Raw genomic sequence first — 14,026 nt, forward strand, 5'->3', positions numbered from 1 at the left:
TACGCATGCGAGCAGTATGTCGTTATAGACACGTCAGACATCAACAGGGAAACGTCGCTTGTTTTCCTTAACATGAAAATAAGAAGGAAAAGTCATGCTAAAAAAAAGTCCACTTCGGGAAGCAGATGTTACAGCCGAGTCAGTATTTTTTATGCAACGACGACAGATCCTCAAAGCACTTGGGATAGGTGCTGCTGCGGCCACGCTGTCCTCCCCTACACAGGCTAATTTGCTGGATTGGTTTAAAGGCAACGATCATCCACCCGCACCCACAGGCAAAGCGCTTGAGTTCACAAAGCCCGAACGCTGGCAAAACAGCCTGTCACTGACGCCAGAAGACAAGGTGACGGGCTACAACAATTTCTACGAATTTGGTCTGGATAAAGCCGATCCTGCGGCCAATGCCGGTAGCCTGAAAACCGATCCCTGGACGTTAACCATCAGCGGTGAGGTCAACAAACCTTTAACCTTAGATCATGATGCGCTGACCACACGCTTTCCATTAGAAGAGCGTATTTATCGGATGCGTTGCGTTGAGGCCTGGTCAATGGTTGTGCCGTGGGTGGGTTTTCCGTTGCATAAATTACTGGCGCTGGTTGAGCCAACTAGTCACGCCAAATACGTCGCTTTTGAAACACGCTACGCCCCTGATGAAATGCCGGGCCAGAAAGACCGCTTTATTGGCGGTGGGTTGAAATATCCCTATGTCGAAGGTCTTCGTTTGGATGAGGCTATGCACCCGCTCACACTTCTCACCGTAGGCGTATATGGCAAAGCATTGCCGCCGCAAAACGGGGCGCCGATACGCCTGACCGTACCCTGGAAATACGGCTTCAAGGGCATTAAATCGATAGTCAGTATCAAGCTGACGCGTGAACAGCCGCCGACGACCTGGAATATGTCAGCACCGAATGAATACGGATTTTACGCCAACGTAAATCCGCAGGTGGATCACCCTCGCTGGTCTCAGGCTACTGAGCGTTTTATCGGTTCGGGTGGCATTCTCGATGTACAGCGACAGCCCACGTTACCTTTTAATGGTTATGCCGATGAGGTGGCATCGTTATATCAGGGCATGGATCTTCGGGAGTATTTTTAAGTGAGGTTGACTGCAAAACAGATAACCGGTCTGAAAGTGCTGCTGCATCTCGCCGGTTTTTTACCCCTGCTATGGCTCTTCTGGGCCGCGCAGCATGGCGGGTTGGGCGCCGACCCGGGAAAAGATATCCAGCACTTTACGGGCATTACCGCTCTGAAGTTTTTGCTGGCTACCCTGCTGGTATCGCCGCTTGCGCGCTATGCAAAGCAGCCTTTGTTGTTTCGTACCCGGCGGTTGTTAGGTTTATGGTGCTTTGCCTGGGCCACACTGCATATAACCAGCTATGCTCTGCTGGAACTGGGTATACAAAACTTGGGATTGTTGGGTCGTGAACTGGTTTCACGCCCATGGCTAATGCTGGGTATGGCCGGTTGGATTATCTTATTCCTGTTGACGTTGACCTCGACACAAGCCGCTCAGCGTAAAATGGGCAAACGCTGGCAAACATTGCACAACTACGTCTACCTGGCCGCCATTTTGCTACCGCTGCATTATCTGTGGTCGGTAAAAGTGCTATCACCGCTCCCTATTATCTACGCCATCTGTTTTGTGGTTCTGCTGGCTTTTCGCTATAAAAAGCTGTTACGGAAAACCGGGTACAAAGGTGTGTTTATGAAAAGTGAGTGAATCACGGTAAACTTCTTAACCACACCTAAACAGAACGAGAACAAAAAATGAGTAACAATGATAATTACCATCAGCTCACCCGCACGTTCCAGCGGCTCTCTCGCTTCTCCCACCTCTCGGCAATCGCCAGTTGGGACATGTTTACCATGATGCCGCCAGGAGGCAGTAAAGCCCGGGGCGAAGCGCTGGCCGAGCTGAGCGTGCTTGAGCACCAACTGTTAACCGATCCGAAAGTGGCAATGTGGATCGCCGCAGCGCAACAGGAAGATCTCAACGATGTAGAACAGGCGAACCTGCGCGAAATGTCGCGATTGCATCACCAGGCATCCTTGTTGCCCGAATCGTTGGTAGAAGCAAAATCTCTTGCGGGAAGCCGCTGTGAGCATGCCTGGCGTAGCCAGCGACCAGCTAATGACTGGGAAGGATTTTCCGATAACCTGAAAGAAGTTGTGAAGTACAGCCGCGAAGAAGCCCGACTGCGCGCAGAAGCTAAAGGTTGTTCACCGTATGACGCGCTACTGGACATCTTTGAACCAGGAATGACCAGCGCTCAGTTGGATGTCCTTTTCGCAGACGTTAAAAGCTGGCTGCCCGATCTGCTAAACAAGGTGGTGGCAAAGCAGTCTCAGCAGTCGCTCATCGCCCCGGTAGGTCCCTTCCCAACAGCTGTACAGCGAGAGCTTGGTCTTGAAACAATGGCACAGCTAGGTTTCGACTTTACCGCTGGTCGGCTGGATATCAGTGCACATCCTTTCTGTGGCGGCGTACCAGAAGATGTTCGCATTACCACCCGCTATGATGAAAACGAATTACTCAGCGCGCTGTTTGGCGTGATCCATGAAACCGGTCATGCGCGCTATGAGCAAAACCTGCCACGCAGCTGGTCTGGGCAACCTATTGCTCTGGCACGCTCAACCGCCATTCATGAGTCCCAGAGTCTGTTCTTTGAGATGCAACTGGGACGCAGTAAAGCCTTTCTGATGCGGTTGATTCCGGCTGTAACGCGCCACTTTGGCGATCAGGCAGCGTTTGAAGAAAGCAATTTCATCGCCTGGAACCAGCAGGTCAAACCCGGGTTTATCCGTGTTGATGCCGACGAGGTAAGCTATCCCGCTCACGTGATCCTGCGTTATGAAATCGAACGTGCGCTTATTAATGGCGATATTGAAGTGGATGATATCCCTGCATTATGGAACGAGAAAATGCAGGCCTGGTTGGGGCTGTCAACGATCGGAAACTACCGTAACGGTTGTATGCAGGATATTCACTGGACTGACGGCGGCTTTGGCTACTTCCCTTCCTATACATTAGGCGCCATGTATGCAGCGCAGTTGTTCAGTGCCGCTAACCGCGCATTGCCTGATTTGAATCAGTCTATTGCCCAAGGTGAGTTTGGTGCTCTGTTTGACTGGTTACGTCAGAACATCTGGCAGCATGGCAGCCGCTTTACTACTGAACAGCTTATTACCCAGGCGACCGGGGAGCCGCTCAGCAGCCGTTATTTCCGTTCTCATCTGGAATCCCGCTATTTGTAATCTCATACCGTGAGTCATTGTACATATCGTTACACGTCGAAAACATAGCGGCGTTTTTCAATGAGTTACATGCGGCTGGGGTGCTGTATGGGGTGCTGACCAGCAAAGAAAAACCCCGCAATGCGGGGTTATGATGGGAAAAATTTATTGTGCAAATCCCTGGCATCCTGCCTCATTTTGTCGATATGAAAAGCCAGATCCTCCAGGTGAACCAGGCGCGGCGCTTTCTGCGTATCGCCAAGCCTGAATGTTGGGATCGGCAATTTCCCTATTGCCGCCTTATCCTCTGCCGTCCTGGGCTTCATGCCCAGATACTTTTCACATATATCTGATAACGCTGGCGTTACCGTTTCAAACTCAGCCATCAGGAAGTAAAGCGTATTCATTCAATCCTCACGCCCACTTTTTCGCACCCTCCCCGGCTCTGCTTTATCAGGAATGTGCCGCATAAATTAACAGTGCTCATTTCCACAACCCGCGCAATAACATCGTTTAAAGCATGGGCCTGGCTTACTTCGTCAAGACCAGCCTCCGCGCGTTTGATGTTCACTGCGGTGATCAGATTGCTTAGTCCTTTCCGGTTTTCCGGCGTTATCCAGCAATTTATCCTCATTCCGTTACAGCCCCTTTCGGGGCGCTCCGTTAATTGACTAAATTAATACGCATCCCAAAACAACCCAAAAAACAGCGGAGGAACCCCATAAGTAATAAGCAACCATCCCCAATGCCACGCAAGCTATCCCCTTCATGCTGCAACCCTCCCGGCACTACCGAAAATCTTGTGGATGTGATACCCGCCCCAATTGCGCTTGCACTGCTCGAAGATATCGCCATCAAGTGACGCGTCAGGCAACCCCAGGCCATACACCGCTGGCCTACCACCGCGCCCCGGTATCTTTGTTTCAATCATGTTCAGGTGGCGCAATTTGGTGATCATCGTCGCCACGGTGTTGTAGTTGGTTTCCGGGTGCGCATCAACAATCTGCTGTGCCGTTGAGTCTCCGTTCTCAGTCAGGAAGTCCACGATTATGTCGCGCGTCGTCTTGCGCTCCGCATGGATGTACCCGGAACCGTCGCCAGCCATGTAAACCGGGATTTTTGTTCCCGGAATCTGGCCCACTTCCGTGATTAACCCGGCATCGCGTAACTGCTTGATATAGCGACCAACGCCCGATTTGGTCATGCACATGGATTCGGAAAGGTCGCGAACCGTCGCGCCCTCATTCCCCGCCGCGCTAATTAATGCCAGCGCCTCCAGCTTGCGTGATGGTGTGATAGCGGTCATTGTGGTAATAACCCCTCTACGTATCCAGGCTCTGACAGCTCGCCCCGAATGAGATTTAGCATGTTCTGCAATTCCAGCGGCAATGGCGGACACGTCATTAGCGGCGCGTTGCTTCTAAGAAATGCCACCAACTCAGCCTCAACACGGCTAACAACGGCATGGGCCACTTCCTCCAGATCCCCCAGGTAAAACTCTGGCTGCGGGCAGTCATCAGGGCAAACCACGCCAGGGGTGCAATGTGCGCACTGGTCCATCATTACCGGGTTAGCTTCCAGTAATTCTTTTTCCGTGTACGCTTTCAACTGCTCCGGCGTGAAATTGCTGGCAACGTCAGCTGGCTGCGCGTCAAACCACTTAATCCAGGCATCAACATATTCAGGTTTATGAAGATTGGACATTGCCGCATCCAGCGCTTTCTGCGCGTACTCAGCGCGGCCCAGGCCGTGTACCGTTTTAAAATTCATTGCTTTGCCGCCTTAATTGCTGAAATAACTTTTTGAGGGTCGATACTGCTACACGCCACCAGGTAAGCAGATGGGAAATCAACAATTGCCGCGCACCCGCGCCCCACCGAAAACGCCTGCTCTTGATTGCCTGATTTGCTCGCTACCGAACAACCGGACAAAACCACCACCAGCGCAACCGCCATCACTCTCCGCATTTAAAATCCTCCATGCTTTTACGTTCTGCCTGGATGGATTGCATTGACGCTACAAAGCGTTTTGATGACAGCATTTTCCCGTTGGCGTAGATGTCCTCACAGGTCGCGATAAATTCACCCTCTGCCGTTGTTTTGCCGTGTGAGTGGATGCGATCACGCAGTTCGCCAGCCAGGTCACGGAGTTGCTTTATCTGCGAACGAAATACACCCATTGCATCGCCTTGCTCACGAATTACCACAGCCTGCGCAACGCGAGTCCCACGAAGCGCGGCAAGCTCTGCGTTTTGATCCGCAATGTGCTCTTTTGCTACCGCCAGCAATTTACGTGCTTTGATACCGAATAAATCAATCATCTGATGCCCCTGTTTGGTCGCTACGTTTCCAACTACTTATTGCCTGGCGCGAAATTGGCGACGGCGCTGATTCTTTAAATATGCTCACCACTGTTTTGCGGGTATGCGGCGCATTATCAAATAACGGTTTCGCCTGATATCCATTATTCCAGCCCGGTTTATTTGGCCTTATTCTCACGCTTTGCAATCTCCGCTTTAATGGCCTGTAACGCCTTGAAATTACGGGACGAATCACTATCCCATTCAAGCAATTCATTCAATTCATCGTCTGACATTCGACTTAATATCGACGCAAATGACGCTGGCATAGTGATAAAACCTTTTGACGCGCCAGCAATTCAGACGCGGGCGCATCTTTAAATGCGTGCTTTTCGGATGTGTAAGTCTTTGAGTCATAGCCCACAATCCCTGCCTGGTTGCCAGTGACTAGCATTTCCTTAATCGCCAGCATGGTCTTGCGGTAGTAGTCGTCAACCTTGAGCGTTGCTGCGTGAACGGCTCGCGTAATAGCTAGCGCCACTTTGCTGTTTTTGAATGCGTCACTGTCGTAGTTAAACGGCGCTTTCTGCGTGTCGGTAAAGATCGCCACCAATGACGGGTAAATACTTTCGAACGCCTCCCACATAACGCGACGTGCGGCAATGTCTCCCTCCTGCATGACTGCTGGCAACTCCCCACGATAAAACCCCCAGGCATTGCGATAGCGTGGTTGTAGTTCGTCCTGGCGCTGTTTCCCCGCGTCCATGTGTGATTGTAATTCTGTAAATAACTGGTCCGTATTCATCCAAATGCCGCCATTGCTGTTTGATAACTGTTTGTGTATTGGTGCGGTTCGCCATGCTGCTTACGTGCCGCGCTCATGTATTCGCCGTCATAACTCACACGGATAGCCGCAATCCTCATTGCGTCCAAAAAGTGGTTATTCTTATCCGCTGGCACAGTGCGATGCCCTTGCTTAACCCACTGATAAACGCGTAGTTCTTTCATCAGCCCCAGGCAGTTGGAAAAGATTTTCAACACGCCGTCTTGAAACCATTGCGCAATGATCGCGATTGAACCCGCCAGGCTCCTGCGGTTCGCTTCCATCGGGGCCAGGTCTGGTGGTATCTCCCATAACTCGTGGTGAACGTTCGCACCAACTGCCCTCATTATTTCGGTCCTGCTTTGCTGCGTACCCGCCTGGATGCCGTTACCGTCATGCGGCGACTTCAGGACAATGCCAGGCAATCCCAAGCCCTCAAACGCCACCAGCCCGCCAGTTGCCGCCGCCCAATCGTCAGGCTCATAGCCAATAACCTTGCGGGCCATGTAGTCAGGCATATGACTGTTCGCGTAGGTGTCCTGGTCTGTTTCGCTGGACCATTCCGCAAAGATGTACCTGTTACCCGTGTCAGGGTCATAGGCGCATTTAACGATGGTTGACGGGTCGCTAATCCCGCTATAACCAAAGTCCATACCGCCCACCACTTGCCAGTGATCGGGAATCTCAAACGGCGCGCACGTGATTTGTTCATCAGCAAACGGGTAGATTGCACCCTGGCCCAATACAGGAATCCCCAGACTACGCATCTTGCGCTGGTAATACGGGATACGGGCCAGTAGTGACGCTTTGACTTCTGGTGTCAGGTGATCGGCATCGTCCCAGGTAGCATTCTGGAAATAGATTTCCCCTGTTGTGTCGTCCCGACATTGAGCATAAAAATCTGTCGCCCCGACTTCTGGTGTCGCGGTAACAGCAATGCAACCGCCTGTTGTCGTAGTACGAGTGGTGCATTGCGCAATAATTTGCTGTTCGCGTTCTGACTGTTCATCAACCCAGGCAAAGACGATGGATTGCCCCATGTAGACTGTTTCATCTTGAGTCGCGCTGTAAAAATGAATCTCACTTTCTTCTCCCGATACGTGCCGCACACGCAGTGAAACCAGCGTTTCGCCACACCTTACGATTGAATCCCAAACAATCAGATCGCGCGGGATTGAACCCGTCCCATACAGGTTTATTGACCGCGCATCATTGGTCCCGATTAGCTCCTTTTGCAGCACCTTTCGCGTTGAGTCGCTACTGATACCAACCGCCCACAACGTGCCAGCGCCGCAACGGTAGCCCTTCCACCAATCCGGATATTGCCCGGTAGCGTGATAGGCAAATTCATGCGCTGCGCCGTAAGTCTTACCGATACGGTTAGCCGCTGACAGGTAGCGCAATAGGTAGCTGGCCCCACTCGCGAACCATTTCACCTGGTATGCGTATGGGTTGAACGTGTCCCACCGATAGAATTTATTGAAGTATTGCGCTGCTCGGATTGTTGCCGGGTGCTCCTTGATTGCAGCCCTGCCAGCCTTTACCAGCAGTTGTGCCGCCGCCCTAACCCTCATGCGATGCTCAAGCGATACGTCAGCCACCAGAGAATTCCCTCTCGATCGCAGCCAGTTCGTTATCATCAATCAGGAATGACGTGTCGTCATCAGTGGTCACTGGCGTTGCTGCCACAACTTGCGGCGCTGCTTTGGTTAGCTGAATCATTGCTTGCAATGCGTAGGCCCTCTCTGTTGCTTTGGCTTTTGGGTTATTCAGCGTTGCCATGATTGCCGCGCCAATACCGCCCGCCTGCTCAAATGCTGCCAGGTCACGCTGTATGCTGATCGCCCTGTTTGCCGCCGCAACTCCGTTGTGATGCGCTGCCAGCATGTTGAAATGCTTTGTCTTTGGCGTTGCGCCGTTCGGCAATATTCCAAGTGCTCGCATCAGCTTTACTTGATCAGCAAGCTGGCGCTTTCCTGCCGCAAGCCTGCGCTTCTTCTCAGCCTCCACTCGCTCAACTGCTTTTGTTGGCGTTGCCATTCACTCCCCTTAGTGCACACATCAACAACTGTTTTTTTATAAAAACCAGAAACATACAGGCCAGAGTAGACATTCAGTCAGGAAGCAGACCGCAAACAGACATAGTTCACGATTTCTCGCAAACTATGCCAGGCAGCAGGTGCACGAATGCACCGCCTCATTCTGTCGAGGTTTTCTACCGCCCTTATCGCTCTGGCTACCGCTAACCATGCTTCGGATTACTGGAGTATTCGCGCCTACGGTCACGCGGTCAGGTTCTCCAGTCAGTTGGCCCCCGGTACTGGCGCGAACTCAATCACTTGCCCGGTAGTTACAAAGCCCCCTGGACTAACCTCCGGGCTGCGACGTTCGACACTGGCCCGGTTCCCGGATGGGTACAAACGCTGTAAGCCTGTCTGGCGATGCGCCAGAGTTGAATGCAGCCTCCCACCACAATGCAACGCCGTCCCAACCCACCCCGCCGGGGGTGTAAAGTGCTCTCGCGTTGCTCTATGCCCAAATGGTTATGAGCACAGCAGGCCACCCCCTGGGGAGTGGCTTCTTTTTTTAGGATTTATGAAATGGGGTAGAAGTGACGAGGGAGAAAGTTAGCTTTTAGTGCGGTTGGCTGTCAGGTAGGCAAAGCGGTCATGAAGTGATTCGGGGTAAATTTCCCGATATACAGTCCAAAGTGTTTTTAAGTTTTTGTGTCCCGTAACTTGAGCAACTTCCTCAACAGAAAAACCATGCTCAAATAAGCGGCTCGCCGCTTCGCGCCGCATATCATGCAGTCTTATATCTGATATTTTTAATTTATCTCGCGCCCTTCTGAATGCCTCGCTAATAGTGCATGGCTTATAAGGAAAAATGTAATTGCTTATCCTTGGCTGAGCGTCCAGCAAATCCCAAGCCCTCCCAAGAAGAGGTGCAACCATATGATTGCCAAGTTTTTTTCTTGGATCCTTACGGTCACGGACAATTACAGAACGGTTGTTAAAATCAACGTCATCCCATGTTATACGGCATATCTCACCGCGCCTCATACACGAATAAACGGCGAATTCAAAAACATCATGGTATCTAATTTTTAGGCGCGAACCATTAAATGCCCTCGTTAACTCCTGATGAAGTAAATTAAACTCTTCCCGTGTTGGTCTGCGCGTTCTTTTATCTGATGGCGTAATAATGTTTTTACGGGTCAGGTAAATTTTTGCAGCGCCCAGTTCCGCTGGTAGCGTCTGGATATCATAGAAAGGTAACGCCACATCTAAGACCGTTTTTAAGTAAGAAAGCTCAGTCCCAAGCGTTGATGGCTTGACCGTCTGCCGCCTCACCCTTGCGTATTCAATGTATCTATTCATAGTCAGGTCGCCCAATAGCAGATCGCCTAACGACGAATTCATTATAGTGTTTAGCGAGCTTTTCTTGCTCACGCTGTTGGTTATGGTGCTATCGCTTAAGTATCGCAAGATAAGGCCACGCAAATTGATTCCTGGCGTTTTCTTTACTAACCCCACCGTTTCTATCTCTGTGACACGTTGCGCACCCCACGTGACCGCCAGGGGCTTTCTTGGGAATGTTTTGTTTTCCCGGTGGATGTACTTTCCGCCCTCCTTTACTCCCACCGTTACGCGGTAGCGGATATCTCCTTTAGAAGTAACTCTCTTTTCAATAGTGTAAAACGCCATCGCAAACGCCTCCCCAGGGGGTACTGCGGGGGGTACTGCCCCGCGATAAATATCAATAAATATACAATAATAGTGGTCAATACCCCTGGCAAGGGCTTGAAGTGCTTTCGCATACGTCTGATTTTGAAGGGATATTTTATTTAGGCTGAAAGTGTACAAACGGTTACACGCCGAAACCAATGACTCACGGAAGCCCTGTGTTTACAGCGATATAGTTATTTCAACGGCCCCGCAGTGGGGTTGAATGAAAAACCAAATCGAGGGTATGAGAATGAAAAAAGTATTAGCTCTGGTTGTTGCCGCTGCTATGGGTCTGTCTTCTGCTGCTTTTGCTGCTGAAACAACTGCTACTACCGCTCCGACTGCTGCTGCAACCACCAAAGCAGCGCCGGCAAAAACCACGCATCATAAAAAACAGCACAAAGCAGCGCCGCAGAAAGCGCAGGCTGCCAAGAAACACGCTAAAAAATCCACCACTAAACCGGCTGTAGAACAAAAAGCGCCAGAGCAGAAAGCTCAGGCTGCTAAAAAACACACCAAAAAAGCAGCAACCAAGCCAGCAGCAGAACAAAAAGCACCAGAGCAGAAAGCTCAGGCCGCTAAAAAACACACCAAAAAAGCCGTAAAACACGACGCCGCTAAACCAGCAGCTCAACCTGCAGCATAACGCATTTGTAGTTACTATGGCGTCCCCCACGCCATAGCATACGGCGCTAGATCGACCTGATGTAGCGCCGCCTTTCGGAGGGTAAAATGGTGTCACATTACCGCTTTGAGTTCATTCTTATTACTCTGATAATTTGCGCCCTTATTGCCATGCATTTTTATCTTTCCTGAGTGTAGTTATCTGATTTTACTCCCACTTTCTCGCCGTCCCGTCTATAGTATTAACTGAGGGTTTGCTGTTTATAATCATAATTCCCCACCAGAGTGTGATATGCATAAAACCATTGCTGTATTACTGGGCTCAATTTGTTTTTTTCCTGTTGTTGCGCATGCGGATCAGCCAGCAACGACCACCGCTGAAGCAGAAAACATAAAAACGCTGTTTTTTGGTCATGACGATCGCACGAAAGTAACGGACCCAACGCAATCACCGTGGGACGCTATCGGACAACTGGAAACCGCCAGTGGTAATCTGTGTACCGCCACGCTCATTTCACCGCATCTGGCCCTGACTGCCGGACACTGCTTGCTCGCTCCACCGAAAGGCAAACCGGATAAAGCCGTCGCGTTACGCTTTGTGTCGAAAAAGGGTGTCTGGCGCTATGAAATCCATGGAATCGAAGGACGGGTTGATCCCTCACTCGGAAAGCGTTTGAAAGCCGATGGCGATGGCTGGATTGTGCCGCCATCAGCAGCCCCGTGGGATTTTGGTCTGGTGGTGCTGCGTTACCCGCCTTCCGGAATCACGCCCCTACCATTATTTGAAGGTGATAAAGCGGCGTTAACCGCGGCGTTGAAAACCGCCGATCGTAAAGTCACACAGTCGGGCTATCCGGAAGATCATCTGGACGATTTGTACACCCATCAGGATTGCGTGGTGACCGGCTGGGCGCAGAATACCGTCTTGTCGCACCAGTGCGACACGCTACCGGGCGACAGCGGTTCACCATTGATGCTTAAGACAGATTCAGGCTGGCAGTTGATTGGTGTACAAAGCTCCGCTCCGGCGGCAAAAGATCGCTGGCGAGCCGATAATCGCGCCATATCCGTGACCGGTTTTCGCGATAAGCTGGAAGAGTTGGCGCAGGAGTAACATATGCTGCCCGCATTAACGGGCAGCACGGATATCAGGCAAGTTTAATCATCACCATTCCGGCCAGCAGCAGCGCCACGCCAATCCAGCCTTTATTATTCAGGCGCTGACCAAACAACACCCAACCAGCCGCTAACGTCGCGGCAATCCCAAACCCGCCCCACAAAGCGTAGGCAACAGAAAGGTCAATACCCTTTACCGCCTGCGACAGCGCGCTAAAGGCCGCTAACACGGCAGCCAGCGACAGCACGCCATAAATCTTGCGGCGAAATCCATCAGAAAACTTCAAAAAGACGTTAGCGACTATTTCCAGCACGATGGCCATGCCAAGCCAGGCACCATGAACCCACTCAAACTGCTGCATGGGTCACCTCTTTGCTCGTTTTGGCAGGTTTTCGAGTACCAGACTTGATCAGCACAATGCCTAATACCAGCGAGACCAGTCCAGCCACTTTCATCGTGGACAAGGTTTCGTCAAATAACAACACACTAAACAGCGTAATAAATAAAATACCGATACCTTCCCACAAGGCATAGGCCACACCAAGGGCAATTTTTTTAACAGCGAAACTAAGAAAAATATATGATAAGGCGATCATTACCAGCATTAAAATAAAGCCTGAATTACCATGGCCAACGCTTGCCCATTTCATTGACAGCGTACCAGTAATTTCAGCCGCGATGGCCAGACCTAATAATATCCAGTAAAACATGATGCTTCTCCTGCTTGAGAATATAGTCCTTTAGGCCTACTGCATGCAGTAAACCAAAAAATAAAATTAGTTAGCTCAGCGCACAGCGCCAGCTCAGGCAGAAGAAGGGACTAAAGCGCGTTGCGCCAGTGTTGCTCACCCGCAAGCAAGAAAGTGGAGGAGGTACGAAGAAGTGTAGGTAAACGCAAAAACATCCTGAACATATTGTCCATAATATTACAATTATCCGCAGTGTTGCTTCTCATCATCGCGGATGATAATTGTCCTCGGTAGTTAAACACAGATGATTTGTATCATAGCTTCAAGACGAACTCAAAGTCTTTTCACTTCTTTACCTGTCCCGTTTGATTTTTGTTATAACGGCTCGACGCAAATCACATTATTATGCAGATTCAAAAATGAAAAATGCGGGAATACACATGGCGAAACCGATCATCACGCTTAACGGTCTAAAAATAGTCATTATGCTGGGCATGCTGGTTATCATCCTGAGCGGTATTCGCTTTGCCGCAGATATCATCGTCCCCTTTATTCTGGCGTTATTTATAGCCGTTGTGCTCAATCCCGTGGTGCAGCGGATGGTCAAGCTTCGCATACCGCGCGTAATTGCGGTGTCATTGCTTATAGTTATTATTGTAATGTTAATGGTGCTGCTGTTGGCGTATTTAGGTACATCCTTAAATGAACTTGCGCGAACGCTACCGCAATATCGCTCTTCACTGGTTATCCCACTAAAAAATCTTGAACCATGGTTACAACGCGCAGGGATCGGCGTTTCCGTGGACGAGCTCGTCAAATATATCGATCCAAACGCGGCAATGACGCTGGTGACCAATTTACTGGCGCAGCTTTCAAATGCTATGTCATCGATATTTTTACTGCTACTGACGGTAGTTTTTATGCTGCTGGAAGTACCGCAACTGCCCAACAAACTCAAACAAATGATGAGTCGCCCCATTGAAGGTATGGCGGCGATTCAACGCGCCATCGACAGCGTCTCCCACTATCTGGTGCTTAAAACGGCAATCAGCATTGTGACCGGGTTGGTCGCCTGGGGCATGCTTGCTGCATTGGATGTGCGCTTTGCCTTTGTCTGGGGATTACTGGCCTTCGCCCTGAACTACATCCCTAATATCGGTTCTGTATTGGCGGCCATTCCCCCTATTGCTCAGGTGCTGGCATTCAGCGGTCTTTACGATGCGCTGGTGGTTCTGGCAGGCTATCTGGTCATCAACCTGGTATTCGGGAATATCCTCGAGCCGCGGATCATGGGCCGCGGGCTGGGGCTGTCTACGCTGGTGGTATTTCTGTCGTTAATCTTCTGGGGCTGGTTGCTCGGTCCCGTGGGGATGCTGCTTTCTGTGCCGCTGACCATCATCGTGAAAATCGCGCTTGAGCAAACCAACGGCGGTCAAAGCATTGCCGTGCTGCTTAGCGATCTGAACAAAGAATGAGTTTTCGCCCCGCCATTACGGGGCATTTCCT

18 protein-coding genes are annotated in these 14,026 nt (G+C 50.8%); 6 read left to right on the plus strand and 12 right to left on the minus strand.

Annotated features, from left to right (window positions below):
• The first annotated feature begins 94 nt into the window (after positions 1 to 94).
• Genes msrP through OGX97_RS07725 form a run of 3 tightly spaced genes read left to right on the plus strand, consistent with a single transcriptional unit; the run spans position 95 to position 3,261 of the window.
• Positions 95 to 1,099, plus strand: coding sequence for a protein-methionine-sulfoxide reductase catalytic subunit MsrP (gene msrP / locus OGX97_RS07715; protein ID WP_279850584.1), 1,005 nt, complete (start codon positions 95 to 97; stop codon positions 1,097 to 1,099).
• The gene (msrQ, locus tag OGX97_RS07720; RefSeq protein WP_008784717.1) at positions 1,100 to 1,726 is read left to right on the plus strand and encodes a protein-methionine-sulfoxide reductase heme-binding subunit MsrQ; all 627 of its coding nucleotides are present in this window, start codon (positions 1,100 to 1,102) and stop codon (positions 1,724 to 1,726) included.
• A gap of 47 nt (positions 1,727 to 1,773) precedes the next feature.
• The gene (locus OGX97_RS07725; protein WP_235123815.1) at positions 1,774 to 3,261 is read left to right on the plus strand and encodes a carboxypeptidase M32; all 1,488 of its coding nucleotides are present in this window, start codon (positions 1,774 to 1,776) and stop codon (positions 3,259 to 3,261) included.
• A 128-nt stretch (positions 3,262 to 3,389) separates the two neighbouring features.
• On the opposite strand, the gene OGX97_RS07730 is transcribed toward OGX97_RS07725, so the two are convergent.
• From OGX97_RS07730 to OGX97_RS07770, 9 genes are all read right to left on the minus strand, one after another.
• Positions 3,390 to 3,647, minus strand: coding sequence for a pyocin activator PrtN family protein (locus tag OGX97_RS07730; RefSeq protein ID WP_079799503.1), 258 nt, complete (start codon positions 3,645 to 3,647; stop codon positions 3,390 to 3,392).
• 359 nt (positions 3,648 to 4,006) lie between these two features.
• The gene (locus tag OGX97_RS07735) at positions 4,007 to 4,546 is read right to left on the minus strand and encodes a MarR family transcriptional regulator (RefSeq protein WP_279850583.1); all 540 of its coding nucleotides are present in this window, start codon (positions 4,544 to 4,546) and stop codon (positions 4,007 to 4,009) included.
• Positions 4,543 to 5,010 (minus strand): hypothetical protein, encoded by a 468-nt coding sequence (locus tag OGX97_RS07740; protein ID WP_279850582.1) that lies wholly within the window; start codon positions 5,008 to 5,010, stop codon positions 4,543 to 4,545. The genes OGX97_RS07735 and OGX97_RS07740 overlap by 4 nt, the downstream gene beginning before the upstream one ends.
• The gene (locus OGX97_RS07745; RefSeq protein ID WP_279850581.1) at positions 5,007 to 5,195 is read right to left on the minus strand and encodes a hypothetical protein; all 189 of its coding nucleotides are present in this window, start codon (positions 5,193 to 5,195) and stop codon (positions 5,007 to 5,009) included. Before OGX97_RS07745 ends, OGX97_RS07740 begins: the two co-directional genes overlap by 4 nt.
• Complete coding sequence (locus tag OGX97_RS07750; RefSeq protein WP_279850580.1) at positions 5,195 to 5,560, minus strand: hypothetical protein; 366 nt, start codon at positions 5,558 to 5,560, stop codon at positions 5,195 to 5,197. The genes OGX97_RS07745 and OGX97_RS07750 overlap by 1 nt, the downstream gene beginning before the upstream one ends.
• Positions 5,561 to 5,840: 280 nt before the next feature.
• Positions 5,841 to 6,344 (minus strand): portal protein, encoded by a 504-nt coding sequence (locus OGX97_RS07755; protein WP_279850579.1) that lies wholly within the window; start codon positions 6,342 to 6,344, stop codon positions 5,841 to 5,843.
• Positions 6,341 to 7,798 carry a terminase large subunit domain-containing protein gene (locus OGX97_RS07760; RefSeq protein WP_279850578.1) on the minus strand — a complete coding sequence of 486 codons (1,458 nt, stop codon included), beginning with the start codon at positions 7,796 to 7,798 and terminating at the stop codon, positions 6,341 to 6,343. Before OGX97_RS07760 ends, OGX97_RS07755 begins: the two co-directional genes overlap by 4 nt.
• Before the next feature lie 157 nt (positions 7,799 to 7,955).
• Positions 7,956 to 8,402: a hypothetical protein gene (locus tag OGX97_RS07765; protein WP_279850577.1), complete on the minus strand. Its 447-nt coding sequence runs from the start codon at positions 8,400 to 8,402 to the stop codon at positions 7,956 to 7,958.
• 587 nt (positions 8,403 to 8,989) lie between these two features.
• Positions 8,990 to 10,069, minus strand: coding sequence for a site-specific integrase (locus tag OGX97_RS07770; RefSeq protein WP_279850576.1), 1,080 nt, complete (start codon positions 10,067 to 10,069; stop codon positions 8,990 to 8,992).
• A 271-nt stretch (positions 10,070 to 10,340) separates the two neighbouring features.
• Between OGX97_RS07770 and asr the strand changes: the two genes are divergently transcribed.
• Both asr and OGX97_RS07780 read left to right on the plus strand, forming a co-directional pair.
• Positions 10,341 to 10,736 (plus strand): acid resistance repetitive basic protein Asr, encoded by a 396-nt coding sequence (gene asr / locus OGX97_RS07775; protein ID WP_257119561.1) that lies wholly within the window; start codon positions 10,341 to 10,343, stop codon positions 10,734 to 10,736.
• Positions 10,737 to 11,006: 270 nt separating this feature from the next.
• The gene (locus OGX97_RS07780) at positions 11,007 to 11,828 is read left to right on the plus strand and encodes a trypsin-like serine peptidase (RefSeq protein ID WP_048214237.1); all 822 of its coding nucleotides are present in this window, start codon (positions 11,007 to 11,009) and stop codon (positions 11,826 to 11,828) included.
• A 34-nt stretch (positions 11,829 to 11,862) separates the two neighbouring features.
• On the opposite strand, the gene mdtI is transcribed toward OGX97_RS07780, so the two are convergent.
• The 3 genes from mdtI to OGX97_RS23285 form a co-directional block, all read right to left on the minus strand.
• On the minus strand, positions 11,863 to 12,192 hold the full coding sequence (gene mdtI / locus OGX97_RS07785) for a multidrug/spermidine efflux SMR transporter subunit MdtI (protein WP_003832870.1): 330 nt from the start codon (positions 12,190 to 12,192) through the stop codon (positions 11,863 to 11,865).
• The gene (gene mdtJ / locus OGX97_RS07790) at positions 12,179 to 12,544 is read right to left on the minus strand and encodes a multidrug/spermidine efflux SMR transporter subunit MdtJ (protein WP_162623449.1); all 366 of its coding nucleotides are present in this window, start codon (positions 12,542 to 12,544) and stop codon (positions 12,179 to 12,181) included. The genes mdtI and mdtJ overlap by 14 nt, the downstream gene beginning before the upstream one ends.
• A 107-nt stretch (positions 12,545 to 12,651) precedes the next feature.
• Complete coding sequence (locus OGX97_RS23285) at positions 12,652 to 12,822, minus strand: protein YdgV (protein ID WP_087050578.1); 171 nt, start codon at positions 12,820 to 12,822, stop codon at positions 12,652 to 12,654.
• A gap of 138 nt (positions 12,823 to 12,960) precedes the next feature.
• Between OGX97_RS23285 and OGX97_RS07795 the strand changes: the two genes are divergently transcribed.
• The gene (locus tag OGX97_RS07795; protein ID WP_003832866.1) at positions 12,961 to 13,995 is read left to right on the plus strand and encodes an AI-2E family transporter; all 1,035 of its coding nucleotides are present in this window, start codon (positions 12,961 to 12,963) and stop codon (positions 13,993 to 13,995) included.
• Positions 13,996 to 14,026 lie beyond the last annotated feature (31 nt).

The sequence above is a fragment of the Citrobacter sp. Cpo061 genome (assembly GCF_030332845.1).
GTDB classification, from domain to species: domain Bacteria; phylum Pseudomonadota; class Gammaproteobacteria; order Enterobacterales; family Enterobacteriaceae; genus Citrobacter; species Citrobacter portucalensis.

Bases quoted from the DNA above. Each gene is read 5' to 3' on its own strand.
- OGX97_RS07765 (WP_279850577.1), bottom strand. From the start codon at position 8,402: ATGGCAACGCCAACAAAAGCAGTTGAGCGAGTGGAGGCTGAGAAGAAG.
- asr (WP_257119561.1), top strand. From the start codon at position 10,341: ATGAAAAAAGTATTAGCTCTGGTTGTTGCCGCTGCTATGGGTCTGTCT.
- msrP (WP_279850584.1), top strand. From the start codon at position 95: ATGCTAAAAAAAAGTCCACTTCGGGAAGCAGATGTTACAGCCGAGTCA.
- OGX97_RS07740 (WP_279850582.1), bottom strand. From the start codon at position 5,010: ATGAATTTTAAAACGGTACACGGCCTGGGCCGCGCTGAGTACGCGCAG.
- OGX97_RS07730 (WP_079799503.1), bottom strand. From the start codon at position 3,647: ATGAATACGCTTTACTTCCTGATGGCTGAGTTTGAAACGGTAACGCCA.
- OGX97_RS07755 (WP_279850579.1), bottom strand. From the start codon at position 6,344: ATGAATACGGACCAGTTATTTACAGAATTACAATCACACATGGACGCG.
- mdtI (WP_003832870.1), bottom strand. From the start codon at position 12,192: ATGCAGCAGTTTGAGTGGGTTCATGGTGCCTGGCTTGGCATGGCCATC.
- OGX97_RS07735 (WP_279850583.1), bottom strand. From the start codon at position 4,546: ATGACCGCTATCACACCATCACGCAAGCTGGAGGCGCTGGCATTAATT.
- OGX97_RS07750 (WP_279850580.1), bottom strand. From the start codon at position 5,560: ATGATTGATTTATTCGGTATCAAAGCACGTAAATTGCTGGCGGTAGCA.
- OGX97_RS07780 (WP_048214237.1), top strand. From the start codon at position 11,007: ATGCATAAAACCATTGCTGTATTACTGGGCTCAATTTGTTTTTTTCCT.
- OGX97_RS07745 (WP_279850581.1), bottom strand. From the start codon at position 5,195: ATGGCGGTTGCGCTGGTGGTGGTTTTGTCCGGTTGTTCGGTAGCGAGC.
- OGX97_RS07725 (WP_235123815.1), top strand. From the start codon at position 1,774: ATGAGTAACAATGATAATTACCATCAGCTCACCCGCACGTTCCAGCGG.
- OGX97_RS07795 (WP_003832866.1), top strand. From the start codon at position 12,961: ATGGCGAAACCGATCATCACGCTTAACGGTCTAAAAATAGTCATTATG.
- OGX97_RS07770 (WP_279850576.1), bottom strand. From the start codon at position 10,069: ATGGCGTTTTACACTATTGAAAAGAGAGTTACTTCTAAAGGAGATATC.